24 protein-coding genes and 1 pseudogene are annotated in these 26,042 nt (G+C 50.7%); 7 read left to right on the top strand and 18 right to left on the bottom strand.

Annotation, left to right across the window (positions count from 1 at the left end; translation table 11 throughout):
• Position 1 precedes the first annotated feature (1 nt).
• Positions 2–103: pseudogene (locus tag ACLO87_RS15390) on the bottom strand (ESPR domain-containing protein); the annotation flags it as partial.
• Between the two features lie 287 nt (positions 104–390).
• Entirely contained in the window at positions 391–1,230 is an 840-nt protein-coding gene (locus ACLO87_RS15395) for a mechanosensitive ion channel family protein (RefSeq protein WP_135864660.1), read from the bottom strand.
• Between the two features lie 99 nt (positions 1,231–1,329).
• On the opposite strand from ACLO87_RS15395, the gene ACLO87_RS15400 reads away from it, so the two are divergent.
• Positions 1,330–2,325: an LLM class flavin-dependent oxidoreductase gene (locus ACLO87_RS15400; RefSeq protein WP_430224178.1), complete on the top strand. Its 996-nt coding sequence runs from the start codon at positions 1,330–1,332 to the stop codon at positions 2,323–2,325.
• Between the two features lie 194 nt (positions 2,326–2,519).
• Here ACLO87_RS15400 and ACLO87_RS15405 read toward each other — a convergent pair whose 3' ends face one another.
• From ACLO87_RS15405 to ACLO87_RS15425, 5 genes are all read right to left on the bottom strand, one after another.
• Positions 2,520–3,365 (bottom strand): ABC transporter permease, encoded by an 846-nt coding sequence (locus ACLO87_RS15405; protein ID WP_135864664.1) that lies wholly within the window; start codon positions 3,363–3,365, stop codon positions 2,520–2,522.
• The gene (locus ACLO87_RS15410) at positions 3,362–4,564 is read right to left on the bottom strand and encodes a quaternary amine ABC transporter ATP-binding protein (protein ID WP_135864666.1); all 1,203 of its coding nucleotides are present in this window, start codon (positions 4,562–4,564) and stop codon (positions 3,362–3,364) included. The genes ACLO87_RS15405 and ACLO87_RS15410 overlap by 4 nt, the downstream gene beginning before the upstream one ends.
• Positions 4,565–4,661: 97 nt before the next feature.
• Complete coding sequence (locus tag ACLO87_RS15415) at positions 4,662–5,540, bottom strand: glycine betaine ABC transporter substrate-binding protein (protein ID WP_135864668.1); 879 nt, start codon at positions 5,538–5,540, stop codon at positions 4,662–4,664.
• A gap of 352 nt (positions 5,541–5,892) precedes the next feature.
• The gene (locus ACLO87_RS15420; protein WP_430224179.1) at positions 5,893–6,834 is read right to left on the bottom strand and encodes an MBL fold metallo-hydrolase; all 942 of its coding nucleotides are present in this window, start codon (positions 6,832–6,834) and stop codon (positions 5,893–5,895) included.
• Between the two features lie 10 nt (positions 6,835–6,844).
• Positions 6,845–7,456 carry an NAD(P)-dependent oxidoreductase gene (locus ACLO87_RS15425; protein ID WP_135867058.1) on the bottom strand — a complete coding sequence of 204 codons (612 nt, stop codon included), beginning with the start codon at positions 7,454–7,456 and terminating at the stop codon, positions 6,845–6,847.
• Between the two features lie 153 nt (positions 7,457–7,609).
• Between ACLO87_RS15425 and ACLO87_RS15430 the strand changes: the two genes are divergently transcribed.
• Positions 7,610–7,978, top strand: a complete 369-nt coding sequence (locus ACLO87_RS15430) for a winged helix-turn-helix transcriptional regulator (protein ID WP_430224180.1) — start codon at positions 7,610–7,612, stop codon at positions 7,976–7,978.
• Between the two features lie 547 nt (positions 7,979–8,525).
• Here the strand turns inward: ACLO87_RS15430 and ACLO87_RS15435 are convergent.
• The 5 genes from ACLO87_RS15435 to ACLO87_RS15455 all read right to left on the bottom strand — a co-directional run bounded on the left by ACLO87_RS15435 (position 8,526) and on the right by ACLO87_RS15455 (position 13,700).
• On the bottom strand, positions 8,526–10,133 hold the full coding sequence (locus ACLO87_RS15435) for a GMC family oxidoreductase (protein WP_430224181.1): 1,608 nt from the start codon (positions 10,131–10,133) through the stop codon (positions 8,526–8,528).
• Complete coding sequence (locus ACLO87_RS15440) at positions 10,126–10,929, bottom strand: shikimate dehydrogenase family protein (protein ID WP_430224182.1); 804 nt, start codon at positions 10,927–10,929, stop codon at positions 10,126–10,128. The genes ACLO87_RS15435 and ACLO87_RS15440 overlap by 8 nt, the downstream gene beginning before the upstream one ends.
• Before the next feature lie 13 nt (positions 10,930–10,942).
• A complete protein-coding gene (locus ACLO87_RS15445; RefSeq protein ID WP_135864045.1) occupies positions 10,943–11,707 on the bottom strand; it encodes an SDR family oxidoreductase in 765 nt (254 codons plus the stop codon).
• A gap of 3 nt (positions 11,708–11,710) precedes the next feature.
• Complete coding sequence (locus ACLO87_RS15450; RefSeq protein WP_430224183.1) at positions 11,711–12,706, bottom strand: NAD(P)H-quinone oxidoreductase; 996 nt, start codon at positions 12,704–12,706, stop codon at positions 11,711–11,713.
• Positions 12,707–12,878: 172 nt separating this feature from the next.
• Positions 12,879–13,700: an SDR family NAD(P)-dependent oxidoreductase gene (locus ACLO87_RS15455; RefSeq protein WP_430224184.1), complete on the bottom strand. Its 822-nt coding sequence runs from the start codon at positions 13,698–13,700 to the stop codon at positions 12,879–12,881.
• Between the two features lie 197 nt (positions 13,701–13,897).
• On the opposite strand from ACLO87_RS15455, the gene ACLO87_RS15460 reads away from it, so the two are divergent.
• Positions 13,898–14,617 carry a FadR/GntR family transcriptional regulator gene (locus ACLO87_RS15460; RefSeq protein ID WP_135864051.1) on the top strand — a complete coding sequence of 240 codons (720 nt, stop codon included), beginning with the start codon at positions 13,898–13,900 and terminating at the stop codon, positions 14,615–14,617.
• Positions 14,618–14,650: 33 nt separating this feature from the next.
• On the opposite strand, the gene ACLO87_RS15465 is transcribed toward ACLO87_RS15460, so the two are convergent.
• Genes ACLO87_RS15465 through ACLO87_RS15485 form a run of 5 tightly spaced genes read right to left on the bottom strand, consistent with a single transcriptional unit; the run spans position 14,651 to position 20,359 of the window.
• The gene (locus tag ACLO87_RS15465) at positions 14,651–15,712 is read right to left on the bottom strand and encodes an alcohol dehydrogenase (RefSeq protein WP_135864053.1); all 1,062 of its coding nucleotides are present in this window, start codon (positions 15,710–15,712) and stop codon (positions 14,651–14,653) included.
• 17 nt (positions 15,713–15,729) lie between these two features.
• Positions 15,730–16,431, bottom strand: coding sequence for an ABC transporter ATP-binding protein (locus ACLO87_RS15470; RefSeq protein WP_135864054.1), 702 nt, complete (start codon positions 16,429–16,431; stop codon positions 15,730–15,732).
• Positions 16,415–18,196 carry a branched-chain amino acid ABC transporter ATP-binding protein/permease gene (locus tag ACLO87_RS15475; protein ID WP_135864056.1) on the bottom strand — a complete coding sequence of 594 codons (1,782 nt, stop codon included), beginning with the start codon at positions 18,194–18,196 and terminating at the stop codon, positions 16,415–16,417. Before ACLO87_RS15475 ends, ACLO87_RS15470 begins: the two co-directional genes overlap by 17 nt.
• A gap of 21 nt (positions 18,197–18,217) precedes the next feature.
• On the bottom strand, positions 18,218–19,090 hold the full coding sequence (locus ACLO87_RS15480) for a branched-chain amino acid ABC transporter permease (protein WP_135864058.1): 873 nt from the start codon (positions 19,088–19,090) through the stop codon (positions 18,218–18,220).
• Positions 19,091–19,147: 57 nt separating this feature from the next.
• On the bottom strand, positions 19,148–20,359 hold the full coding sequence (locus ACLO87_RS15485; RefSeq protein ID WP_135864060.1) for an ABC transporter substrate-binding protein: 1,212 nt from the start codon (positions 20,357–20,359) through the stop codon (positions 19,148–19,150).
• A 184-nt stretch (positions 20,360–20,543) separates the two neighbouring features.
• On the opposite strand from ACLO87_RS15485, the gene ACLO87_RS15490 reads away from it, so the two are divergent.
• Positions 20,544–21,575 (top strand): LacI family DNA-binding transcriptional regulator, encoded by a 1,032-nt coding sequence (locus ACLO87_RS15490; RefSeq protein WP_430224185.1) that lies wholly within the window; start codon positions 20,544–20,546, stop codon positions 21,573–21,575.
• Here the strand turns inward: ACLO87_RS15490 and ACLO87_RS15495 are convergent.
• On the bottom strand, positions 21,572–22,627 hold the full coding sequence (locus ACLO87_RS15495; protein WP_135864064.1) for an NAD(P)H-dependent flavin oxidoreductase: 1,056 nt from the start codon (positions 22,625–22,627) through the stop codon (positions 21,572–21,574). The two genes, ACLO87_RS15490 and ACLO87_RS15495, sit on opposite strands and share 4 nt — an antisense overlap.
• Before the next feature lie 252 nt (positions 22,628–22,879).
• Between ACLO87_RS15495 and ACLO87_RS15500 the strand changes: the two genes are divergently transcribed.
• Genes ACLO87_RS15500 through ACLO87_RS15510 form a run of 3 tightly spaced genes read left to right on the top strand, consistent with a single transcriptional unit; the run spans position 22,880 to position 25,913 of the window.
• Complete coding sequence (locus ACLO87_RS15500; protein ID WP_135864066.1) at positions 22,880–23,359, top strand: ATP-dependent zinc protease family protein; 480 nt, start codon at positions 22,880–22,882, stop codon at positions 23,357–23,359.
• Between the two features lie 25 nt (positions 23,360–23,384).
• Complete coding sequence (locus tag ACLO87_RS15505) at positions 23,385–24,917, top strand: UUP1 family membrane protein (RefSeq protein ID WP_430224186.1); 1,533 nt, start codon at positions 23,385–23,387, stop codon at positions 24,915–24,917.
• 3 nt (positions 24,918–24,920) lie between these two features.
• Positions 24,921–25,913, top strand: a complete 993-nt coding sequence (locus ACLO87_RS15510) for an alpha-L-glutamate ligase-like protein (RefSeq protein ID WP_430224187.1) — start codon at positions 24,921–24,923, stop codon at positions 25,911–25,913.
• Positions 25,914–26,042: the final 129 nt, after the last annotated feature.

The following is a 26,042-nucleotide window of genomic DNA, read 5'->3' on the forward strand; positions in this document are numbered from 1 at the left end:
CGGCACTACTCGCCGTACTCCCCTGGTGATTACGCGCATTTTCTGGCACCGCCACCCACGTGCCTAAGGCCATGCTCCAAAGCGATTTATAAATGTGATTCATACTGTTTCTTCCCAATTTTTGTTGTAGATCGCTTTGGGCGGCTGCCCTTAACACTTATTAACCATCTATTCCCCCGGATTCTAATAAGTTCATCCCTGTAGCGATATCACTGAAATTGGTGATATCAGCCAAAAACAACGATTTTTCTAGATCACTGCTACACCCTGTTTACGCCCCACTCACGCGACCTCTTACTCGTAGTCCTGTACACCTCTTGTATGTCATGCATAAAAAAACCCGCCCTACATAGGGCGGGTTTTTGTGTATCACGACGTTACATCGTCGTATTACGCACTGGCTTTTTCTGCATCGTTAGGTGCACTGATTTCACGTACGGGTACGGGAATACGCAAACCTTCGTCTTGCAACAGTTGCGGTGCTCTACGCAGTAACTCAAAACGCAGATCCCAGAATTTCTCGACCTGACTCCACACACGTACAGTGACAACAATTGCGCTATCTTTGTATTGCGTCACCATAACTTGAGGGGCTGGATCTTTGAGTACGTTTTCATTGTTCTCTACCATCTGTCTCAAAATACTGATGGCTTTATCCAAATCATCGCCATAACGTACGGCAACTTCCACATCCATGCGGCGGGTTTTGTTGCGGCTGTAATTGATGATGGCGCTGCCCCAGATTGAGCTGTTAGGCAGAGTGAATTCAATACCATCTACTTGGATGAAGCGTGTCAGAAACAAACCTACTTCATCTACAGTACCGTCACCTTTACCCACTACAGACACAAACTCACCCGCGCTGATAGGACGCAGAATCAGCAGCATAATGCCCGATGCCACGTTTTGTAGTGTACCTTGCAAGGCCAAGCCCACTGCCAAACCCATCGCACCCAACATGGCAACGATACTGGTGGTTTGAACCCCAAAGCGCGCCAATACGGCAATCAGCACAATAATACGTATAAACCATTGCAGCACGATGGTGAGCATGGGGATCACGGTGCGATCCATGTGTGGCATACGCGTCAAGAACTTGCGCAAGAAGCGAGCTGCCACCGACGACAACCACCACCCCACAATCAAAATCAGTGCGGCCACAAGCAGGTTGATGCCAAACGTTTGCAGTAAGGATAACGTTGTGCTGTCGACTAGCTGTGTTTCATTCATTCACGTAGCTCCCAAAATAAACATGACCTGTCGCCATCATAACGGGTTTTAACTGCCCTATGATATGGGTATCGTTGTCTGTTACAAGGACTCACCAACATGTCTACTCGTGCCGCTTTCTCTGTACTGGATTTAGCTCCTATTATTCAAGGAGGTACCGCCAGAGATGCTTTCTTACGTGCCGCTGAGCTGGCTCAGCACTGTGAGCAATTAGGATTTAGTCGCTATTGGTTAGCTGAACACCACGGCATGCCTGGTATTGCCAGTGCTGCTACGTCGATTTTGATCAGCCATGTGGCCTCGCAAACGCAACGCATACGTGTGGGTGCTGGTGGCATCATGCTGCCTAACCACTCACCACTGGTGATTGCTGAGCAATTTGGTACGTTGGAAAGCCTGTACCCAGATCGTATAGATTTAGGGCTAGGCCGTGCGCCAGGGTCTGACCAAATTACCTCTAGAGCCTTACGCCGAGACTTAAACTCTGACCCCGAGCAGTTCCCACGCGATGTACTGGAACTGATGGACTACATGTCTGACGAACCTGAGCAACCTGTACTGGCCGTGCCCGGTAAGGGCAGTAAAGTACCTGTGTGGATTTTAGGTAGTAGCTTGTACGGCGCACAATTGGCCGCGGCGTTGGGGCTGCCTTATGCATTTGCTTCGCACTTTGCGCCTGCTCAGTTGGCCCATGCCTGCGAGGTCTATAGACAGCATTTCCGCCCATCCAAATACTTGGATAAACCGTACTTGATGCTGGGCTTTAATATCTTTGCTGCCAATACTACCGCCGAAGCAGAAGACCTTGCCACATCGTGGCAGCAATCTTTTGTGAGCCTGCGTTCAGGCAAACCTATTACCTTGCCACCTCCTGCGCCTGGTTATATGGATAACGCCAGCCCACAAGCTCAAGAACTGATCAAACACATGATGCACTGCACAGCTATTGGTGATGTTGACACCGTTCGTCAGAAAATTCACGCAACACTGGTGAATACCCAAGCCGATGAGTTGATTGTCACCAGCAATATTTACGATCAGAAGGCGCGTTTGCATTCGTATACGTTGGCGGCTGAGGCGTTTAAGTCGCTGTAGTATTCATTGTCTGCGCTGGGGGCTGCAGAAATACTTTTTGTGATTTGAGACACCAAATCAAAAAAGCTTTCTCTCCGCCCCCGAGTATTCGGATTACTGATAGGTTTACCGCCCTTTCTATAGTGATGATGACAGGGGCTATGGGCACAAAAAAGGCTTGGGTAGTTCCAAGCCTTTTTTATATCGCTTACTGCTTATTTCTTGTTGCTGCTGCGCTTTTGCAAAGATTGCGTCAGTCTATCTAGCAACATGGCCAGAATCACGACGGCAATACCGGCGACAAAACCATCGCCAGAGCGTAGTCGTTGAATCGCACGCCATACTTCACTACCTAAACCATCAGCACCAATCATGGCGGCAATCACTACCATGGATAAGGCCAACATAATGGTCTGGTTTACACCGGCCATGATGGTAGGTAAGGCCAAGGGCAACTGCACTTTAAACAGTTTTTGGCGGCGTGTTGCACCGTAGGCATCAGCGGCTTCGATGAGGTCTTCTGGCACTTGGCGTATACCTAAGATCGTTAGGCGTATCGCGGGCGGCATAGAGAAAATCACCGTGGCGAAAATGGCCGATACCGCACCTATACCAAAAAACGGGATGGCTGGAATCAGGTACACAAACGCTGGCATGGTCTGCATGAAGTCCAATAGCGGCATCACCACTTTATATAAGCGGTTAGATAAGGCCGCCACGATACCAATAGGTAGCGCGATCACAATAGCGACTAATGTGGCAATCACTACCAGCGTTAAGGTTTGAATCATGGGCACCCACAAGCCTAGGTTCCAGATCAAGCCCAAACCTGCCACAGCACCTATGGCTAAACGCCAGCCCGATGCACGCCAACATAACAAAGCAAAGGCCGCAATCAGCAACCACTCTGGCAAGGCCAGCAAGCCATCGTTCAGTAGATCAATACCATCTTGCGTAAAGCGTGACACGCTACGGGTGACGCCAGAATAGCTAGAGGTCAGCGAGTTTAACCCCTGCTCAATCCAGCGACTGAGGGGTAAGGGTGGAATACTACTCATCATGAGGTTTCTCCTGCTTTAGCCAGCTCATCCAACACGGCACCTTTCACTACCACGCCCAATAACTGTTCTTTATCGTTCACTACGGCGACGGGGATACTGCGGTCGAACAAACCAAATAACTGATTCAACGGTTCGTCCGGCCCTACTTTAGGAATGTCAGTATCTATATAGTTTTGTATGCTTTGTGCCTGCTCTTGTATGGCTTTACGCAATACCGCCGCTTCAATCAGCCCTATTAAACGTCTATCTCGGGTGGTCACATACACCGAGTCGATACTGTTTTCACTCATTTTGCGCAAGGCAGTACGTGGGCCATCATCAGGGCGCACGGTCACGCGTGAAGAACGCATGGCGCTACTTGCGGTCAGCACTCGTGCTTTATCCACACCTTCAATAAAGCGAGCCACGTAGTCATCGGCTGGTTTACTGAGTATTTCTTCAGGCGTACCTTCTTGCACGATCTCACCATCTTTCAGCAAGATAATGCGGTCACCAATGTTAAGTGCCTCATCCAAATCGTGCGTGATAAAAATGGTGGTTTTACGCGTGCGGTACTGCAGCTCTTGCAGCTCTTGCTGCATGTCTTTACGTATCAATGGATCCAACGCCGAAAAGGCCTCATCCATCAACAACACACCGCCGTCATTCGCCAGCGCTCGCGCAATACCTACGCGCTGTTGCATACCACCAGACAACTGTGAGGGATAGGAGTCTTCCCAGCCTTTAAGACCCACTTGCTCTAGAGCATCAACGGCAATACGACCACGCTCTTCTTTTTCCATGTGGCGTATTTCTAGCCCGAACTCTACGTTTTGCTGCACAGTTCGGTGTGGAAACAAGGCAAAGTTCTGAAACACCATAGAGAAATGCTGGCGGCGTACTGCCAGCATTTCTTTTTCAGAGAGTTTAGTGATGTCTTGCCCTGCTATTTCTACCTGACCTTCGGTAGGATCTATCAGCCTATTCAAACAGCGGATTAGCGTGGACTTACCCGACCCAGACAGACCCATAATCACTAGCAGCTCACCCTCGTACACATCAAAGTTGATGTCGTACAACCCTAGGGTTTGGCCAGTTTGTTCAAAAATTTCAGGGCGTTTCTTACCCTGCTTGCGTAAAGCCAGTGCTCGTTCAGGATTAGCACCAAACACTTTACTTAACTGACGGACTTTGATTTTTACAGTTCGATTATTCGTCATCCGTTCCTCTTTTACTGTAATTGAAAAGTACAAGGCCGGGTCGCAATGCGCCCGGCCTTGTGCCTATAGCGACATTACTGGTTCACCACGATGTGGTTTACTCAGTAGCGGGCATCCAGGCTTGTACTTTTTCTGGGTTAGCTTCTACCCATTTTTTGGCATTTTCATACGGGTCACTACCGGCTTCTTCGTTCATCAACATGATTTCGCCCATGTCATCGGTAGTCCAGTTAAAGGCATCCAAAATCGCATACGCCTCTGGTTTTTCGTCTTTCAGACCTTTACGTGCAATGGTGTGAATTTGCTCTGCACCACCGTAAATACCTTTAGGATCTTCTAAATATTTCAGATCCCAGCGGGCAAACATCCAGTGTGGTGTCCACGCAGTAATCACTACATCTTCTTTGTTTTGAATAGCATTCGCCAATGCTGCTGTCATGGTGGCATCGGTACCATCACGCAAACGCAGCTTCAAACCATATTGATCCACTACATCACCGGTTAGACGTTGCAGACCAGCACCGGGGTCAATACCAATAATTTCGTTATTGAATTTCTTGGCGTTGTCGTTCAGCTCTTCAATAGAGGTGATTTCTGTGTAGGCAGGTACAACCAAGCCCAACTTAGTGCCATCGAGGTTTGGACCTAAGTCTTCAACTTTGTCACCCAATTGCTCGAAGTAATCTTCGTGGGTAGTAGGCAACCACGCTGCCAGCATGGCGTCAGCATCACCGTTTGCTACGGCTTGCCACATTGCGGCACCGGTCAGTGAGCTCATTTTTACATCGTAACCAGCCTGTTCCAACAATACGCGCATCACGTTGGTGGAGGCTACTTCAGAGGACCATTCTACATAGGCCAAATGCACGGTACCTTTGTCTTGGGCATAGGCACTGCCAGTTCCCAATAACCCTAGGCCAAAAACAGCGGTACCCATTGCAACACTTAGACGCTTCAGGATTTTATTTATTAACATAATCATTTGACTCCGAATCATTCTAGAGCTAATCATTATATCAATAAATCAATTTCAGTCCAGTTCAGCATAACCAAAGCGGCATAATCATAGGAAAAAACTGGCCACGAAAATACGCGTTTCTCTAGAGTCATATCTATGAAAATCATTATGAAACAAAACCTTAGCAACACTCAAAAAACCTACTCCTTTAACGTAGTCACATAAAAAATGCTGATGCTTCGCCCTACTCAATAAGGGCTATACATCAGCATTGAAGATAGACGTGAGCAGTGCGTCCGTCGTTACCCATACTTTCAGGCCACGAACGACAAGCGTATATCTGAAACTCTGCCTTGCTACGGTGTAACGATTACGGCCACTGCATCTCACCTTTGGCCACAGCAGCGCTTAACACTAACGAATCATCACCCAGCAATGCAGGATAGCGCTGCTTCATGGCGACGATAAGCTCTGGTGAATTACTCGCCTTAGCGGCTTCTTCATCAAAAGCGCGTATGTAATCCGCCGTAAAAGTGACTGCATCCACACCTTTAGGTAACGCCCCCATATAGTGGCCTGGGATCACCACATCCGGCGCTAACGCTTTGATGTTCTCCAATGTTGCCAACCAATCTGCATGTGATTGAGGCGTTTGGGTATCAGCCATCCACACATGCTCGCCAGACATCACTGGAATCCCACCTACCACGGTTTTAATAGAAGGTATCCACACCACCGTACGATCAGGTGTAGGACCATCTAGCCCCACCACGGTGAGCTCTTGCCCCTCTAACAGCAACGTATCACCCTCTAAAGGTTGGGGCACAATCAACTGACTGGGCGCTCCATCCCCCATTTTCGGCCCCCAAAACGCTAGCTTGTCATCTTTGGTGGCTTCAATGTGAGCGATAGTGGCTGGTGTGGCGACGATGCGTGCATCCGGAAAAGCCGCATGTAAGGTTGCCAGCCCAAAGTAATAATCAGGATCACCATGACTAATATAGATAGTGCTCAAGCGCTTTCCAGTCGCTTTAATCTTTTCGACTAACTGCTTCGCTTCGGTAGCTGAAAACTGCGCATCAATCAGAATGGCTTCATCTTTACCTTGTACCAACACTGACGACACTGCAAAGATAGCCTCATCACCCCAATTAAAAGGCTCAATGCTTAAAGTAGCGTGCTGTGCAGGGTTGGCTGATACAGCAGAGGCCAGCGTAGGCTCAGCCGCTACTGTTGCGGTCGATACCCCTGCGAGCACTGCGGCCACCGCCACGGCTGCTGTAGAAAATGCATAACGCCATGTAGTCATCATTACTCCCTAATTAATACCCTACTGTGAAACGTTGTCGTGAATGCGCTGGGCGCTCCACTTCATCGACCAATGCCATCGCATAGTCCTCAAAGGAAATACGGCTACCCTCGTCACTATGCAGCAACTGGTCGCCACCAATTCTAAATACCCCTGTACGCTCACCTGGTACAAACTCAGCTGAAGGCGATAAAAAACTCCAGTCCAAAGCTTGCTCTCTACGTAACAAATCCAAAAACTCAGCGCCTTTAATCGCCTCAGCCTTATATTCCTCAGGAAATGCGGGAAGGTCCACCAAACGCTGACCCGAAGCCACCTCTAAACTGCCCGCGCCACCTACCACCAAATAGCGTGGCACACCGGCAGCCTGTACTGCAGCAATCAAGGTATGGGTATCACTGTCTAGGAACTTAATCGCACTGATCACAACATCATGCCCCGTCAACAACTGTGTTAACGCCTCTATATCCTTCACATCCCCCGCTTTCGCTGTCACCCCAGACAACGCCGGTACACGCTCAGGACGACGGGCAATCGCAGTCACGGTGTGACCTCGATTTACTAGCTCTTGCAAAATGCGTGAGCCCACCTGTCCTGTTGCACCCAATAATGCAATATGTGCCATATTCCGCTCCTTTAATCCAAAATGAGTACTAGGTCACTAAAAGTGACCTATAACACTAAGAATGCTACACTCCTCCCCGATCAGGAACAAGAAGTCACACCAACGTGCCTCAGTCACCTCAACGTGACCCTCCTGTTAGCAAGAGCACATACCATGTCTGAAAAAAGCGAACAGCATATTGAATTTGACCAGCCTTGCCCCATTCGTGATGTGTTAGATCGCATCGGCGACCAATGGAGTTTGCTGATTTTAGAGGCCTTAAAAAACCGCATATTGCGGTTTAACGAACTACACCGTGAAATAGGTGATATTTCCAGACAAGTGCTATCGCGGACACTAAAACGTTTAGAAAGTGATGGCTACATCAGCCGCACACAATATCCAGAAGTACCACCACGGGTGGAGTACGCGCTAACGGATTTGGGGAGTTCGTTTTTGGTGCCTATGCAGCAATTAGTGCAGTGGGCAGATAAGAATCATGAGGCGATTTATCTGGCGAGAAAGCGGGCTGTAGAGGCTTAAGTATGCCGTTTCAAGCAGGGGTGTAAGTGTGCGGTTTCAAGTAGGGGTGAAAATGCAGCATCAACATACCCACCACTGGCTGCCGTAGCTAGTTCTGCAATCCCCAGCGCAGGCGCTGAATACAGTCTCAACATGCTCACCACTGGCTGCAGTAGCTAGCACTGCGAAAAGTATTTTTTAATTTGTATACCAAATAAAAAAACACTTTCCTCCGTTTTCCCTTCATCGCTTGCCACGATTTTGGAGTGGTTGCTGCTGTGGTTCATGAGTATTTCTGGGGCGGATGAAAGAGTATTCCTGCAGCCACTTTAGCAAGCTATAGACACTACGCAGGGCGTCACAAACATAAAGCCATCATTACTCAAGAAAGGGCTGTAAACCTCACACACTCACAACAATCGGGGGACGGAGAGGAAACTTTTTTGATTTGGTGTCTCAAATCACAAAAAGTATTCCTGCAGTCCCCCAGCATGTGCGATGAATGCCCTGTCAGCATGCACCACTAACACTTGCTGAGGCATTCATCGAGACACAACCAATACAACTGTTAGCGCGCATCCTTCAAAATCAGATCCGCCCCTTTCTCAGCCACCATCATCACCGCCGCTTGCGTATTACCGCTAACCATCGCAGGCATCACAGACGCATCCACAATACGTAACCCTTGCAGCCCACGTACTTTCAGGCTTGGGTCTACCACGGCGTTATCATCCGTCCCCATACGGCATGTACCAATAGGGTGATAAATGGTTTGGCCGTTTTCACGAGCAAATTTCAACCACTGATCATGACTTTGCACCGCACTACCTGGAGCCATTTCCTGCTCTATATAGCGACTCATTGCCGGTTGCCCCATGATGTTTCTGGCGACTTGCATCCCCCCAATCAAGCTGTCTTGATCTTCTTGAACAGCTAAGAAGTTAGGTTTGATGGCAGGTTGCATATAGGGATCGGACGATTGCGCATGAATACTGCCTTGCGATTTAGGCCGCAACTGTGCCACACCTAACGTCATACCCGGCAGCTTATCGAGCTTACGTTCCGCTGCATTGGCATAGCTGGCGTGCATAAAGAAGTACTGCACGTCAGGGGCGGTCAGTTCTGGGCGGCTTTTTACAAAACCAAACACCAAGCCTGTACCCAGAGTCAGAATCCCGGTACGACGTGTAAAGTACTGGCCCACAGCCGACACTAACGACATACCGCGTGTTAGCTCGTTCAGTGAGTCGGTTCCTTTCACGCGCCAATTCATACGCGTGCAGAAGTGATCGATGTAGTTCTCGCCCACCCCTTCCAACGCATGACGTACAGGCACACCTATCTTCTGCAATACATCAGGCTTACCAATACCCGACAGCTCAAGGATTTGTGGAGTCTGCACAGCACCTGCGGCCAAAATGACTTCCGCCTTGGCTTTCACGGTAACTGTCTGTCCGTTATGCACGTAGCGCACACCGGTACAACGTTTTTGCTCGTCTATTTCTAGATTCAGCACATGCGTATCGGTACGCACGGTTAAACCGGAGCGCTGCTGAGCGGGGGCTAAATAGCCATCCACTACACTCCATCTACGCCCTTTATGTTGCGCTACTTGGTAATAACCAAACCCTTCTTGGTCCCCACTGTTGTAGTCAGCATTTAACGGCTGGCCTGCCTGTTGAGCCGCATCCAGCAAGGCTGTGGATAAGGTATGGCGCTCGGTGACCTCACAGATATGCATAGGGCCATCGGTACCGCGCCCTTCGCCACCTTGTGCGTAGGTTTCCAACTTGCGAAAGTAAGGCTCTACGGATTGGAAGTCCCAACCCGAGGCGCCTAGCTCTGCCCAATGATCGTAATCTTGTGCTTGGCCACGCACATAAATCATGCCGTTAATCAGCGTTGACCCACCCAAGCCTTTACCACGTGGCACGGCAATCACTCGATTTAAGGTGCTTTCTTCGGGGGCTGTGGAAAAACGCCAATTGAATTTAGGGTTGGTCAGCAGCTTGCTAAACCCAGCAGGTATAGGAATCCAAAAACCTTTACCTTGCCCGCCAGCTTCTAGCAGCAACACGCTATAGCGTCCGTTGGCTGTTAGGCGGTTAGCCAGAATACATCCGGCTGTACCACCCCCTACCACTACATAATCGAAGCTTTGGTTGGCATCAGACATGATCGGCGGTATCCAGCATAAACTCTGCCATCAATCGCACTTGTTCATCCAACATATGACGACCAAAGTGCACGGTACATCCCTTTTGCTGTGCTGCGTCTAACAGAGGGGTCAATGCTGGTTTCATGATAATTTCTGCGACCAACGTACTGCTAGCAATGGTATTCACATCCAGCGGCAAGGCATCCTCAGGGCGCATACCCAGCGAGGTGGCATTCACCACGATATCGTAGCCTTGCGCATCGCTATCACCCGCACGCACTGGGGCATCAGCCACGATGCTCTTGATGCGAGTGGCGATTTCTTCGGCCTTGCTTAAGGTGCGATTGGTAATCACCAGTTCGCCTACTCCTGCTTGAACCAACGCAAACGCAATCGCTCCTGATGCACCACCTGCGCCGACCAGCAACACACGTTTACCTTTGGGGTCGTGGCCTTGACTAATCAAACCACTCACAAAGCCAGCGCCGTCAAACATATCGCCGTACAAGCGTCCATCAGACAAGCGTCGCACGGTGTTCACCGCACCGGTTGCTTTAGCGGTAGGCCCCAATACATCGCACAACTCAGCCACCGCATTTTTATGGGGCACAGTAATGATGCAACCACCCATGTTTTTCATGCCACGTATGGCATCCAGAGTGATAGATAGTTTGTCTGCTGGCACATGCATAGGCACTAACACGCCATCTACATGGTGCTCAGCAAAGTACGCATTCAACACTTCCGGTGTGCGTACTTGGGCGATAGGGTCAGCCAAGATGGCGAATAAACGGGTATTTCCTGTAATCAGCATAACCATGGTCTCCTTAGGTCAACATCCAGCCACCGGCCACATCCACCACTTGCCCGGTAATAAACGCCGCGCTGGGCGAGGTCAAAAACAAGCAAGCATCCGCCACTTCTACGGGTTCACCTAAACGGCGCAACGGCGTTTCCTGCACCACTTCTTCATTGGCACTGCTCACAACTGTTTTCAGCAACGGGGTATTGATACGACCTGGAGCCAACGCATTCACAGTGATACCGTGTGGGCCCAACTCACCTGCTAAGTGGCGTGTGAAACCTATTAATGCTGCTTTGGTAGTGCTGTAGTGAGCCGCCACGATGTCCACAATATTGGCTTTACCCGCTACCGATGACATAGACACTATGCGACCAAATTTGCGCTCTACCATGCCGGGAGTCAGAATTCTGGACCAATTAAACGCACTGTTCAGATTCACGTTCATCACGCGATTCCATTCAGCCGGGTCCATCTTGTAGAAAGCCATAGGGTGGCCATCATGCTTAGGGGAAATTCCGGCGTTATTCACCAAGGTATCAATAGGCCCCAGCACGCTTTGCAGTTGGTCTGCTGCACGCTCGCAGGCTTGGTAATCCGCCACGTCTGCCGCAGCAAAAGCCACCTTGTGACCAGCCGCTTTCCATTCAGCGCACAACGCTTCGCCACGCGCTGCATCCATATCTACAATCGCTACACTGGCGCCGTCTTGCACATAGCGCTCGGCAATGGCTCTGCCTATACCGCCTAGACCACCTGTGACCACTACTACTCTATCTTGATGCTGCATGGTCTATTCCTCTACTTTCATCATAATTTTGCCAATGTGCTGGCTGCTTTCCATTAAGCGATGTGCGGCTTGTACTTCGCTAAGCGTGTACTCGGCATGAATAACCGGCAAGCATTTCCCGGCTTCCAGCAACGGCCACACCGCATTTACTAAATTATTGACCAAGGTGGCTTTCTGTTCGTTACTGCGCGCACGCAATGTAGAGCCGGTGACCGTCAAACGCTTCAGCATGATGGGCATCAAGTCCATGTCTACACGGCTACCTTGCAAGAAAGCGATCTGCACTAAGCGACCTTCCAAGGCCAATGACGCCACGTTTTTCGTGATGTAGTCACCACCTACCATGTCTAGGATCAGCTCTACACCCTGACCATCAGTGTGTTGCTGCACCACTTGGCTGAAATCTTCGTCGCGGTAGTTGATGGCAATGTCTGCACCTTGTGCACGACATACTTCTGCTTTTTCTGCATTCCCTACCGTCGTGAATACACGCGCACCAAAGGCTTTGGCCAATTGAATAGCCGTCAAACCAATGCCGCTGGAACCACCATGTACTAAGAAGGTTTCGCCGGCTTTCAACCCACCACGCTCAAAAACGTTGGTCCATACGGTTAAATAGGTTTCGGGCAATGCGGCAGCTTGCAACATGCTCAAGCCAGCAGGCACAGGCATACAATGACGCGCATCGGTAACGCAGTATTCGGCGTAACCCGCACCAGGCACCAATGCACAAACTTTGTCACCCACTTTCCATTGGCTCACGCCCTCACCCAAGGCAACCACTTCACCCGATACTTCCAAGCCCAAATAAGGCGATGCATCTTTTGGTGGTGGATATAAACCTTTGCGCTGCAATACGTCGGGGCGATTCACACCGGCGTAGGCCACTTTAATCAGTACTTCACCCGCACCAGCGACTGGGATATCTGCATCCACCAGATGCAGAACCTCTACATCACCGCCAGCACCGTGTTCTACACGTTTCATTTTCTTGTCCATGTCTGTCTCCTCAAATTTGAAGCGCTTCATATTTTTGGCAAAACAAAAGCCTCAACCCATTAAATGAAGCGCTTCAAAAAAATAAAACTTTATCATACGCTGATCTGCTTTGAGCGTACATAGTACAAAGCTCACGCAACTTTCACACTGTACGTTACGTGAGCATCGCTCATTAAATGTAGCTGTATGCTGACCAACCACCATCTGCCACAGCCACATGACCATTCATGAAAGCAGCTTGTTCAGAGGCCATGAAAATAGCCAATGCCGCAATTTCTTCTGGTGTACCCAAACGACGGGAAGGCGTGCGTGCAGTTAATGCATCTAGATCCATTCTGCCGCGTGCAACCAAATCGTCTACCAACGCTGTACGCACATAGCCGGGTGCAATCGCATTCACACGCAAACCGTGCTCACCCCACTCGTTGGCCAATACTTTGGTCAACATAGCCACAGCCGCTTTGCTCGCACAATACGCCGCACGTTGGGGAGCAGCCACCACACCGTACATGGACGACATGTTCAAAATTACGCCCTGCTTTTGTTCTACCATGCAGCGCGCCGCTTCTTGAGCACAATAGAAAACGCCATTCACGTTGATGTCCATCGCACGACGCCAATCGTCACCCGACAACTCCAACGTAGGAGTATTCATGGAAATACCCGCGTTGTTCAGCAGTACATCGACTCGCCCCCAGCTTTGCTGGATTTGGGCAAACATCTCTTGTACGCCAGCTTGATCGTTTACCGCGCAGGTGTATACGGCCACAGCCATTTGTGGATACTCGCCCAACAGCGTATCGCGCGCTTTTGCCAAGGCCTTGGCATCTATATCCACCAACGCCAATTTAGCGCCGTTATAAGCAAAGGCTTGGGCCATGGAAAAGCCTATGCCGCTTGCGCCGCCGGTAATCACAACTACCTTGTCTTTCAGGTCAGCGTAACGTGCCCACGAAGCTGAGTCCGTTTGCGCTACTGTATTTTGATTGCTCATACTCTCATCCACATTGATTCAAACCAACCTAACTGATAGGATATAAAACCTGTCAGACAGGACAAAGCATTCTATGCTTGGCTAAAAACGCTTGTCAATCGCTACTGGCTTTTCGCCACCTGTACATCGCCTTACGCCCAGAAAAACAAAGCAGACTTGTACAATAACGTTGCATCATCCACCTTTACCGCCACACTATGGACACATCACCTACTCCTGATGCCAGCCCGTCACTCAGCGCTCCGCTGGTAACGTGGATTGCTGAACAGATCAACAACCAATCTTTGGTACCTGGCGACAAACTACCCAGTGAGAAACAACTGTGCGAGCAGTTTGGTGTGAGTCGCCCTGTGGTGCGTGAAGGCTTGTCGCAATTGAAGTCTGAGGGCCTTGTGGTATCACACAAAGGCAAAGGGGTGTTTGTGAGCGAACGAGGCAGCAGACAAAGCTTTAGACTGCCTTATACCGAACTTCACGATGCCGAAGGCCTAGCGCATACGCTAGAGTTGATTCAGGTATTTGAACGATCAGCCGCGCGTTATGCCGCCATGCGCCGTACCCCTGACGACTTGAAAAGCATACGGCGTGCCTTAATCGCGATGGAATACGCCATCTTGAGCGACCTACCGGGTGACGAAGAAGATTATGCCTTTCACCAAGCCATCGTGGACGCTACGCACAACCCCCACTTCATTCAGCTTAATGAATACCTAGAGCAGCACGCCAGACGTTTCATTAGACAGGCACGGCAGCATACCGCTACCTACCACCATAATCTGATCCAAACGGTGCAGCAGGAACATCAGGCTATTTTGCAAGCGATTGAAGAACAAGACCCCGATGCCGCCGCTACCGCAGCTGAAACGCATTTACAAAATGCTGCACAGCGATTGCACGTGTATTTGAAAAAGGGCTAAGACAGCCTAGCCGCCTTAGCCCCTTAGGCTTTCTTAGGCCTCAGGTGTCATCACCATACGACCCAGAATTTTGCCTTGCTCTAAATCTTGCAAGGCCTGACCCAACGCATCCAGTGAGCATGTAGTCACGGGGATCAACGACAGGTTTTCTTTAGCTACCAACTCCACCAGCTCTTGCAGCTCACCCAACGAGCCTACATAACTGCCTTGAATGGTAATAGCGCGCATGGCGATCAATGGCAGCGGCCACGGAGCCGCACCACCGAACAACCCTACCAGCACCATGTGGCCACCTTTGGTCACCACGTTAAAGCCCAACTCTGTGGTTTGCGGGTTAGACACAAAATCCAACACGTCGTATACCGCACCACCCACTGCTTTTTGGATTTGCTGGGCCGCATCTTCCGCATTCGGGTCTACGACAGCTACCGCGCCTGCATCCACTGCCGCTTGGCGTCTGGTCGCATCAGGCTCAACCACTACCGCGCCTTTGCCGCCCATAGCCTTCAACAGTGCCAAGGCCATCAAGCCCAAACCACCCGCACCAATAATCACCATGTGATTACGCTGCAAGCGTGCTTGATTGAATTTGCGCAATGCTGAATAGCAGGTCAAACCAGAACATGCCAAGGGTGCTGCTTTAATGGCACTCACCCCTTTCAGGTCAACCAAATAACGCTCATCAGGCACCACCAAATGATCTGAATAACCACCGGGACGGTTAATCCCTACGGTGCAAGGTGTGAGACAGTAGTTTTCTTGACCTGCCAAACATACTTCGCAATGGCCACAACCATTCCACGGGTAGACTAAGCGCACATCGCCTACCTTTACGTTACGTACTTCTTCACCTACTGCTATCACCATGCCCACGTTTTCGTGGCCCATGGTCAGCGGTAACTTCACACCACGTTCAGCCATGGACAAGCGTTTGCCATGACCTAAGTCGTAACCACCGTGCCAGAGGTGCAGGTCGGTGTGACACACACCGGCCGCTTTGACTCGTAGCAAGATTTCTTTGCCTGTGGGTACGGGCACAGCGCTTTCGGTTTGCACTAGTGGTTGCCCAAACTCCAACACTTGCATACTTCTCATCAACTGCTCCTGCTTTATCAATGCCCCAAATAGGCGCGACGCACATGGGGATTGCCCAACAACTCTTCCCCTGTGCCTGACAACACAATGCTGCCGTTTTCCAGCACGTAACCGTAATCCGCTAAACGCAAGGTGTGGAAAACGTTTTGCTCTACCAGCAGCACCGTTATGCCCTGCTCGGTAACACGACGCACCACGTCGAACATTTGCTCTACTAACAGCGGTGACAAGCCCAACGATGGCTCATCAAACAGCAGCAATTTAGGGCATGCCATCATGCCGCGCGCAATCGCCACCATCTGTTGTTCACCACCAGACAGCGAACCGGCAAACTGATCCAAACGCTCGCGTACACGAGGGAACAGTTCCAGCACTTCTTCCAAGCGCTCGGCCACTACAGGACGCGCTTTCTTGCGATACGCCCCCATCAGCAGATTGTCTTTCACCGACAAAAAAGGAAACAGTTGGCGGCCTTCGGGAATCATGGTGATGCCTAGATCCACGATATCGTGAGGGGCCAAACCATTAGTTTCTTGCCCCTGGAACGAGATACTGCCGCGACATTTCAACTGACCGCACAAGGCTTTGAGTGTCGTCGTTTTACCTGCACCGTTAGCACCAATTAGCGTGACAATTTTGCCTTCTGGTACCTCTAGCGATACGCCTTGCAAGACTTCACTCTTGCCATAGCCTGCATATAAATCATGAATTTTGAGCACGTAGATACTCCTTGCCTAGATACGCTTCAATCACTCGCGTGTCGTTGACCACTTCTTCTGGTGCACCACCAGTCAGCACTTGTCCCACATTGATCACCACTACGCGATCAGACAGTGCCATCGTTGCTTGCATCAAGTGCTCAATAAATAGAACCGATACGCCCGAATCACGGATACGACGCACCATGTTGATGGCTCGTTCCACGTCGGTAGGGTTCAAACCTGCCATCACTTCATCCAGCAGCAAAATACGTGGGCGTGTTGCCAAGGCACGTGCTACTTCCAGTCGTTTCAGGCCACCAATAGTCAAACTGCGTGCTTCGGAATCCAAGCTGGCGGTGAGTTCGGTCAGCTCAGCTACTTGTCTAGCAATCGCTTCCGCTTCACGTTTGTCGGTGGTGTGCATGAATGCACCCAGCATGATGTTTTCCAATACGCTCAAACCAGAGAATGGCTGAGCAATCTGGAACGTACGACCCACACCCGCTTTAGCAAAGTCTTGCGGTGTGCGAGGTTGTACCCATGTGCCATCTTCCAAACGTACGCTAACGGTACCGTTGTCAGGAATAATGAAACCAGACAGCTGGTTAAAGACGGTGGTTTTACCCGCGCCGTTAGGCCCAATCACACCCAGAATCTCACCTTCGTGCAAGGTCAGCGATACGTCATTGGTTGCGTGCAACCCACCGAAGTGTTTGTTCAGGTGTTCAGCTTTGAGGATAGGCTCACCTTTATGCGCGGAGTTTTTCTCAGGCATGGCTGCAGCGGGTACTACTTTGCTGCGTGGCCCAGGCAAGCGGTCGATAAACTTCAACGCCCAATTACCGAATTGGCCCACAATACCGCGCGGCATGGTCAACACCACAACCACCAGCACCACACCATAAATAAAGCCGTGCATACCACTGCCGAAGCTACCTAACCAGCCACGAGCCAGCTCAGCAATAGGCACTACCAAAATCGTACCGGCCAATGGTCCCACTACACTGCCCAAACCACCGATCAAGGCAAACATCGCAATCTGAATAGACAGTTCTAGCGAGAAGGCCGCAGATGGCTCAATAAAGGTCAGGTACATCGCGTGGAATGAACCCACGATACTGGTCAGCATGGCAGAAATCACCGCTGCACTCAGTTTGACGTTAATGGTATTAATACCTACCGCAGGTGCAGCAAATTCACGCTCACGCACAGCCACCAAGTAGAAGCCCAAGCGAGAGTGACGAATCCACCACGTCACCCAGATGGCCACTACCAGCATGCCAAACGCGACCAACAAGTACGCCCATTTCTGACGGAAAATCATCCATTCAAGGCCGATGTTCAGTGGCACGCTCAAACCGGCTGCACCACCGGTCCAGTCGGACTGGTGCACGGTCAACAGCTTGAACACTTCCAATACAGCGATGGTCGCCAAGGCAAAGAATGGCCCACGCAGTCTGAAGGTTGGGTACGCAATCATCACGGCTACCAATGCCGAAATACCTGCACCCACAAACATACCTAACCATGGGGTAATGCCGAAGTTAATCACCAACAAGGTCGCGGTATAACTACCCACACCGTAGAACACGGCATGACCCAGCGACAATTGGCCTGCGTAGCCCCCAACGATGTTCCATGCCGTCGCCAATGCGCCATAGACGCAAATCAGCACAAACAAGTGGTACACAAAGGGGGACTGAATAATTAGCGGGATGACGAGCAGCAGCGCAAGGCAGAGCAAGCCCACATAAACCCGTGGTTGTCGAATATCAGGAAACACGTAAAACCTCTCTTGCCCGGTTTACTCAGAACCTCGTCCTAGCCCAAACAGGCCAGTAGGACGGAAGACCAGAATCAAAATAAAGATGGCGAAATACACCACTTCTTTAAGGTCCGGCGCAACGTAGTAGCCAGCCAAGCTGTCTACCAAACCAATCAGTAACGAGCCGAACAACGCCCCGGTCAAGCTACCCATACCACCCAGCACTACGATCACGAAGGCGGTCAGTACAAAGTAACTACCAATGGTGGGGAACACAGGGTATTGCGGAGCCAGCAACGCACCACCTACCCCCACAAAGGCTGAACCAATGGCAAACGCCAATACGTAAATTACTGGTACGTTCACACCCATTAACGATGCCGCGTACTGGTGTTGTGCTACGGCTCTGAACGCTCTACCTAAGTAGGTATGTTTCAGGAACCAGTGCATGCCCCCTACCAATAACAACGCCACAATCAAGGTAATCAGCGGGCCTATGCCAATACTGAATCCACCCAGGAAGATCGTGCCTGTACCTATGTCGGTTTGAATCGCCAATACGTCAGCGCCAAACACCAGCAATGCCAGGTTCATCAATGCCGTGGATACACCCACGGTCGCAAAAATCTGAATGTGCCCATCTGCACTAAGCAGAGGTTGAATAATGGCACGCTGCATTAACGCGCCCAGGCCAAACAATAAGATCGCAATAGGTACTACGGCCACATAAGGGTGCCAACCCAATTGCGTTGAGAACAAATAGGCAGCATACATAGCCACCATCAAGAACTCGCCGTGGGCAAAGTTCACTACTCGAATCACACCAAAGATCAGCGTCAAGCCGATACTGATAATCGCGTACGCGCCGCCCAATAGCAGGCCGTTGATCACCAGTTGCAGAAAAATATCCATTGCAGCTTCCTTCCATCGTCATGCCCGGCTTTGTGAGCCGGGCAGACGTTTCATGCATTACTTATTAACAATGGGTTTTGCTACGGCGGCGGCTTCTGGCCACACGGTTAACAATTTGCCATCTTGCCATTGCATCAGCGTCGTTGTCGCTGCTGTGTTCTGGCCGTTTTCTGCAAAGTCAAAGCCCCAACCTGTTGCGGTAGAACCTACTGGTTTTTTGTATGCCAGTACCGCTTCACGGATTTTGTCTGCATCCATGGAACCGGCTTGTTCGATGATGTCGAAGAAAGCAACGGCACCCACGTAGTTAGCCAAGCTGTGGCCGGAACGTGGCTCGCTGTTGTACTGCTGTTTGTAGGCTTCTACGAAAGCGCCCAAACCAGGAGCACCCGCTTCGTTGGTGTTGTACTGAGGGAAGTCCACATCAAACGCACCTTCGATGGTGTCGCCCAATGCTTTAGCTGTGTCAGTCAACGAGTAACCACCACCTGCGCCCAATACCGCTTTAGGTTTGTAGCCAGCAGATTTAGCCTGACGGAAGAACAAGATAGTGTCGTTCTGGTACGAAGTTTGCAGCACTACATCTGCCTGAGCACCACGCAAACGCAGGATAAGCGCAGACAAGTCCACCGCTTTAGCCGAGTAAGGCAGCACTTCTACTACGTCCAAACCCAACTCTTTAGCGCGTTCTTGTTGGAAGCCGCCCAGTGTTTTACCGTACAAGCCGTCTTCGTGAATGATCGCCACTTTCAGGCTTTTAGGGTCTACCCCCAGCTCTGGAGCAATCACATCTTGCACCGCATCAACCATTGCGTATGCAAAGTCTCTAGCGGTGGAGTTACTACGGAAAATGTTTTGGTAACCACGGTCAGTCACGCTGTCAGACACCGCGCCCAACTCAAAGTACGGTACGCCAGCCAGTTCTGTTACCTGTGTCGCAGCGTAGGACAATGCAGAAGAGAAACTACCGAAAACGCCTTCCACGTTTTCTACGGACGTCAAACGACGGGCTTCACCTACGGCTTGGTTAGCATCCACCGCGTCGGCTTTCACCAATTTGATTTGCTTGCCCAGTACACCGCCTTGCGCGTTACGTTCGTTGACGGCCAATTCCAGGCCTCTATAGCTTTCATCACCCAACTGAGCCAACGCTCCGCTGAAGGGATACAAAGCACCCATGCGAATTTCTTCTGCTGCCATTGCTGCAGAGGACATAGCCAGCACCGCGGCGGTTCCTGCCAGCAAGGAAGTTACTTTCTTGAAACGCATACTGTCTCCTTTATCAACACTAACTTGTGGCGTTACGCCAAACAAATCACTAGTTTCCTTATTTGAAGCGCTTCAAATGATGTCTATAAAAAAAGAGCAGTTAAGATGGATACTAGCTCATTTATAATTTGAAGCGTTTCAATTCATTTGCTGCTCATTATTACAACCACTAAAATCCTTGTCAATGAATAAGAACTACAGACTTTCCCGTACTAAAAAGCCTACTCTGGCTGACGTAGCCAAGCTGGCAGGCGTCTCGCTAGGCAGTGCTTCGCGTGCTCTTTCTGTACCTGAGCAAGTCAAACCCACCACCTTAGAAAAAGTAAACCAAGCCGTTTCACAGCTAGGTTATATACGTGATGGTTCTGCCCGCGCCTTAGCCTCTAGGCGCACGCACACCATTGCCGCAATCTACCCTACGCTGAATAACCCCATCTTTGCGCAATCTACCCATTCTATGCAGCAATCCTTATGGGATAGGGGTTACCAACTGCTGATTGCCAGTCACGAGTATCACACTCAAGACGAACTACCCATTGTGCGAGCCACCTTGGAACGCGGTGTGGACGGCATCATTATGGTGGGTACGGATCACAGCGAAGAAGTGTTTTCTATACTATCGCAGTTAAATATGCCCTATGTGCTGACGTGGTCGGTGGACGATAGCCACTACCCTTACTGCGTGGGCATATCCAACTTCGACGCTTCCTATGAGTTGGCTCAATACGTGCTCAAACACGGCCACACACGCATCGCTATCTGTGGTGGCCCCATCGAAAATAACGAACGATCTCGTGGTCGTCGCAATGGCATTTTGACTGCCGCCGCACACGCGGGCATAGAAGTGCCAGAAAAATGGATGACCATACAGCCCTTTTCGTACAAGGGTGGGCGTCAAGGTTTACGCGAGTTATGGGCTCTAGACGACAGACCTAGCGTACTGTTCTGCGGGACTGACTTGCAAGCCATAGGCGCACTGTACGAGTGCCAAATGCTGGGCATTCGCGTACCCGAAGATCTGTCTATCGTTGGTTTTGACGGTATGGAAGAGGCAACAATGGTGCATCCCAAACTCACTACCATACGCATCCCTGCGGATGAAATTGGTTCACGAGCCGCCTTGTTGATGCTGGAGCTGTTAGCGGGACACACGCCGCCTATTGAACTCCCCATCAAAACCGTGATTATTCCTGGCGAAAGCTTAGGACGGGTTTAAGCCATTTCTTTGGCGAGTGTACGCAGCAATTGAGCCGCTGGCATTTCACGTGCCAGCGGTGCTCCCTGCCCTGCCCATTGCGCAGCAAACTCATAATTGCCTTTTGCTACAGCAGCCGCATTCAACTGTTTTGCCAAATCATAGGTTAAGGGGTACGACGGTACGGCTGGTGCGTCTTCAGCATCACCCCATTGAATTAACTCATTCAACATGCCACGGGCTGGACGCCCTGACATCACAGTGGTTAGACGTGTTGATGCCGCACGTTCGCTACGTAGATTTTCTCGGTAACTGGTATTCGCGGAAGACTCGGGACACAGAATAAAGGCCGTACCCATCTGTGCTGCTACCGCCCCCAAATCCAACATAGCGCGCGCACCTTGACCATCCATGATGCCACCAGCAGCCACAATAGGGGCATGGCATTTTTTAACCAGCAAACGAGTCAGTACAGCTGTGCTTAAGTGCTCATCCTGGCTATCGGTATCCATGATACCTCGGTGCCCGCCCGCCTCTATACCTTGCGCAACAATCACATCAATGCCCGCTTGTTCCAGTAGCTTGGCTTCACGCAAACTGGTGGCTGATGCCATAGTAATAATGCCTGCCGCTTTAACAGCGGTAAGAAACGCATCATCGGGAATACCAAAATGGAAACTCAACACAGCAGGCTGCTGGGCCAGTATTAAGAACTGCATGGATTGATCGTCTAAGAAGGACGTATAGATCTCAGACAATGATGTAGGAGGCGTCGCGCCGAAACGCACAAAGTGCGGCGTAAAGTAACGAATCCACGCTTCTTCGCGTGCTGTGTCGAATTGTGCCGACTTGTGGCAGAACACATTAACGTTAAAGGGCTTGTCGGTCAGTGCTCGCGTGGCACTAATCATGTCCCGCGCTTGCTCCATAGAGCTGGCCCCCAAGCCCAGAGAACCCAAACCACCCGCATTGCTAACGGCAGCCGCCAATTCCGGTGTGGCTACACCGGCCATCGGCGCTTGAATAATAGGAGTCTGCAACCCCAATTTGCCAATCAAGTCTAGCTGATTCATGGTTGTGTTCCCCTTATATAGTCATGCCCTCAAGCCTTTAATCATACTACTGAGTGAAACAAACCATAGTGACCCGCCTCGCCTGAGAAACAAAACGTATCAATATTTGACGATGTGCATTCTGATTTACAGAAAATCATCTGTTAAAATCAACCACTTGCTGAAAAAAATCAGGAGGTAGTGTTGATTCACACAACACGTACACACGCCACACACCGTACACTGAAGCATCTTTTCACTGTATGTGCGCTAATGACTGGCCTATTTTCCACTACGAGTTCTGCCACCTCTACACAAGCACTAGAAGTTGCAGGCTACGTAGAAAAAGTACAAATCGCGGGCACAGACCTTGTTTTTGACGCCAGACTAGATTCCGGTGCAACCACGTCCTCGCTGAACGCTTTAGATATAGAAAAATTCGAACGTGATGGCAAAGACTGGGTACGCTTTGACGTCGTAGATCCCAAAGACAAAGAAAAACGTATTGCGCTGGAATATCCTGTCAAACGCAATGTGCGCATTGTTCGACACGACGGCAATCACCAAAACCGGCCTGTGATACAGCTACCACTGTGTATTGGCACCCACGAGCGCCTAGAAGATGTGTCTCTAGTTGATCGCTCGGAACTCACCTATCAACTACTGGTAGGCCGCAATCACATGCGTGGCGCTATTCTCATAGACTCTGGCAAGCGCTTTATGCACGAGCCTCGCTGCCCCAGTGCTTCCTAATTTAGTCTTTTGCTGATATTTCCTCATGAAACGATTACACCTGCCATTGCTGGTATTCGTGCTGCTGGCTGTTGCCTGCAGCCTTTTCTTTTATAAAGTCAGTGTCCTGCAATTCCCGCTTATGCCTGTGAGTCAGGTTGAGGCGTGGACCGTGGAAGCCAATGTGGACTTTGTGCCCTCGGGAAGTTCGGTCAAAGCAGAGCTGCAATTACCCGACTACACTCCCGGCTTCACTATTGTGGATGAAAGCTTTATTTCGCGTGGCTATGGTCTAAGCACCCAAACCACCAAAGACGGCCGTACTGCCACATGGACGCAACGTCGTCCCGGAGGCCCACAAACCCTGTACTACCGCGTACAGTTGGTACGTGATAATCAGCCTGCAGCACAGCAAGGCTTCCCTGGCGTCGCTGCGCGCCCTGAGCTGCCCCCCGCTTTAGCGACAGCAGCCGATGCATTGCTAGACGACATTCGTAGCCGCTCGGCTGACATTGACTCCTTTAGTACGTTGTTGGTGCAAGAGGTAAACCGCAGTCAGCCTAGTGAAAATGTGGCCGCTTTCTTAGCACGCACAGCAAGCTCCTTAGAGCGCACACAACTGATTGTTGATTTACTAGCTGGCGCCCGCATTCCTGCTCGTGTGGTGCACGGCTTTAGCCTCACTGATCGCAGCCAACATCAAACAGCCATACCTTGGCTGCAATTCCACAATACCCGCGAATGGGTAGCCCTAAACCCTACTACGGGTGAACGTGGTTTCCCTGAGGACTTCTTGGTATGGTGGGTAGGCGATAGCTCAAGCCCACTGACACTGGATCGCGCTCGTCAAGGCAAGGTGACATGGTCTACCAGTAGCAATTATCTGGATGCTATGACGGCAGCCAGCCAAGCTGCTGCACAAAAGCAAGAAGACAGCTTCTTGAGTTTCTCGCTGCGAGAACTGCCTATTGATGTGCAAAACACCTATCGCATCCTGCTGCTGTTGCCTCTGGGTACACTGCTGATCGTGTTCTTGCGTAACGTCATTGGCTTACGTACTTTTGGTACCTTCATGCCAGTGCTGATTGCGTTGTCCTTCCGTGAAACGCAGCTTGTACACGGGGTAGTGATGTTCTGCACTATCGTGGCCTTGGGCTTAGTGCTGCGCTTTTATCTGGAACACTTAAAGCTCTTATTGGTCCCCCGATTAGCGGCCGTCGTCACCATCGTAGTGGTGCTGATGACATTGCTTGCCGTGTTCTCACACCAGTTAGATATACAAGCTGGTTTATCGCTAGGTTTATTCCCTATCGTGGTCTTGGCCATGACCATCGAGCGCATGTCCTTAGTATGGGAAGAGCACGGCCCCGCCGACGCTATCCAACAAGGTGCAGGCAGTTTGGTGGTAGCCGCCGTGTGTTACCTGCTGCTGGTTAACCGCTACGTAGAGCACCTGTTCTTTGTGTTCCCTGAACTGGTGCTGTTGGTATTGGCTCTGCTATTAGCCTTGGGTAGATACACCGGCTACCGACTGTCTGAGCTGTTCCGTTTTAGCTCGCTGCCGCGCCTGAAGGAGTAAGCCATGAAACGATGGATCAGTCCGCGAGAACTGCACCGTCTGGGCATTGCCGGCATGAACCAACGCAATGGTGAGTACATTGCCAAGCTGAATCCGCGCAGCCGCTACCCGTTGGTGGATGACAAAATTCTCACCAAAGAACTCGCCGTCAAAGCTGGCGTCGCGGTACCTGAACTGTACGGTGTGATACAAACCCACCGTGACATACGTTCGCTAGGCGCCATGCTGCAAGACAAATCCAGCTTTGTGATTAAGCCAGTACACGGTAGTGGCGGTAGCGGTATTTTGGTGTTCAACGGCAAAGACGACAAAGGCGCTTACCGCCGTGCCAACGGTCGCATGATGAGTGCCGAGGCTTTGGCTCACCACGTGAGCAACATCTTGGCAGGCGCCTACTCCCTAGGGGGTAGGCCTGACACGGCCATGATCGAACAGCGTGTGGAATTTAGCCAAGCCTTTGAGCACCTAAGCTACCAAGGCGTGCCCGACACCCGCATTATTGTGTACCGTGGTTGCCCAGCCATGGCCATGATTCGTTTACCCACCCGTCACTCTGACGGCAAAGCTAACTTGCACCAAGGCGCTATTGGTACGGGGATTGACTTAGAAACCGGACATACTACTGCTGGGGTATGGCTAAACCAACATATCACGCATCACCCCGACACTGAGGTGGCGGTAGCGGGCCATGTGATCCCTGATTGGGACGTACAGTTGCGTTTGTCGTCACGCTGTTATGACCTAACCGAGCTAGGCTATTTAGGGGTGGACTTGGTACTGGATGCCAATCTCGGCCCTATGCTGCTAGAGCTGAACGCCCGCCCCGGCTTAGCGATTCAAATTGCCAACCAAGAGGGCTTGCATTGGCGCACTAAGGCCATTGATCACTGGCTGGCAGAACGTGCAGAAAACCCGCCCACCGCGGATGAGCGTGCACATTGGTTTGCTGAGAAAGGCTTACGTAAGCTGATTGATGAGGCGGCTGCTCGCGGTTAGTCACTAGCACTTGTGCCTACTAAACAAGCCCCTATCGTTGATTACGGTAGGGGCTTTTTTTATGTGCCGCTCGTGTGTGAAAGTGTGGTCGTAAAAAGCCCGCGTAGCCACCACTGTCTGCCGTAGTCT

The sequence above is a fragment of the Paenalcaligenes sp. Me52 genome (assembly GCF_050487965.1).
Taxonomy (GTDB): domain Bacteria; phylum Pseudomonadota; class Gammaproteobacteria; order Burkholderiales; family Burkholderiaceae_B; genus Paenalcaligenes.

Coding starts and splice junctions, on each gene's coding strand:
- ACLO87_RS15395 (WP_135864660.1), bottom strand. CDS start 1,230: ATGAATGAAACACAGCTAGTCGACAGCACAACGTTATCCTTACTGCAA.
- ACLO87_RS15400 (WP_430224178.1), top strand. CDS start 1,330: ATGTCTACTCGTGCCGCTTTCTCTGTACTGGATTTAGCTCCTATTATT.
- ACLO87_RS15405 (WP_135864664.1), bottom strand. CDS start 3,365: ATGATGAGTAGTATTCCACCCTTACCCCTCAGTCGCTGGATTGAGCAG.
- ACLO87_RS15410 (WP_135864666.1), bottom strand. CDS start 4,564: ATGACGAATAATCGAACTGTAAAAATCAAAGTCCGTCAGTTAAGTAAA.
- ACLO87_RS15415 (WP_135864668.1), bottom strand. CDS start 5,540: ATGTTAATAAATAAAATCCTGAAGCGTCTAAGTGTTGCAATGGGTACC.
- ACLO87_RS15420 (WP_430224179.1), bottom strand. CDS start 6,834: ATGATGACTACATGGCGTTATGCATTTTCTACAGCAGCCGTGGCGGTG.
- ACLO87_RS15425 (WP_135867058.1), bottom strand. CDS start 7,456: ATGGCACATATTGCATTATTGGGTGCAACAGGACAGGTGGGCTCACGC.
- ACLO87_RS15430 (WP_430224180.1), top strand. CDS start 7,610: ATGTCTGAAAAAAGCGAACAGCATATTGAATTTGACCAGCCTTGCCCC.
- ACLO87_RS15435 (WP_430224181.1), bottom strand. CDS start 10,133: ATGTCTGATGCCAACCAAAGCTTCGATTATGTAGTGGTAGGGGGTGGT.
- ACLO87_RS15440 (WP_430224182.1), bottom strand. CDS start 10,929: ATGCTGATTACAGGAAATACCCGTTTATTCGCCATCTTGGCTGACCCT.
- ACLO87_RS15445 (WP_135864045.1), bottom strand. CDS start 11,707: ATGCAGCATCAAGATAGAGTAGTAGTGGTCACAGGTGGTCTAGGCGGT.
- ACLO87_RS15450 (WP_430224183.1), bottom strand. CDS start 12,706: ATGGACAAGAAAATGAAACGTGTAGAACACGGTGCTGGCGGTGATGTA.
- ACLO87_RS15455 (WP_430224184.1), bottom strand. CDS start 13,700: ATGAGCAATCAAAATACAGTAGCGCAAACGGACTCAGCTTCGTGGGCA.
- ACLO87_RS15460 (WP_135864051.1), top strand. CDS start 13,898: ATGGACACATCACCTACTCCTGATGCCAGCCCGTCACTCAGCGCTCCG.
- ACLO87_RS15465 (WP_135864053.1), bottom strand. CDS start 15,712: ATGAGAAGTATGCAAGTGTTGGAGTTTGGGCAACCACTAGTGCAAACC.
- ACLO87_RS15480 (WP_135864058.1), bottom strand. CDS start 19,090: ATGGATATTTTTCTGCAACTGGTGATCAACGGCCTGCTATTGGGCGGC.
- ACLO87_RS15485 (WP_135864060.1), bottom strand. CDS start 20,359: ATGCGTTTCAAGAAAGTAACTTCCTTGCTGGCAGGAACCGCCGCGGTG.
- ACLO87_RS15490 (WP_430224185.1), top strand. CDS start 20,544: ATGAATAAGAACTACAGACTTTCCCGTACTAAAAAGCCTACTCTGGCT.
- ACLO87_RS15495 (WP_135864064.1), bottom strand. CDS start 22,627: ATGAATCAGCTAGACTTGATTGGCAAATTGGGGTTGCAGACTCCTATT.
- ACLO87_RS15500 (WP_135864066.1), top strand. CDS start 22,880: ATGACTGGCCTATTTTCCACTACGAGTTCTGCCACCTCTACACAAGCA.
- ACLO87_RS15505 (WP_430224186.1), top strand. CDS start 23,385: ATGAAACGATTACACCTGCCATTGCTGGTATTCGTGCTGCTGGCTGTT.
- ACLO87_RS15510 (WP_430224187.1), top strand. CDS start 24,921: ATGAAACGATGGATCAGTCCGCGAGAACTGCACCGTCTGGGCATTGCC.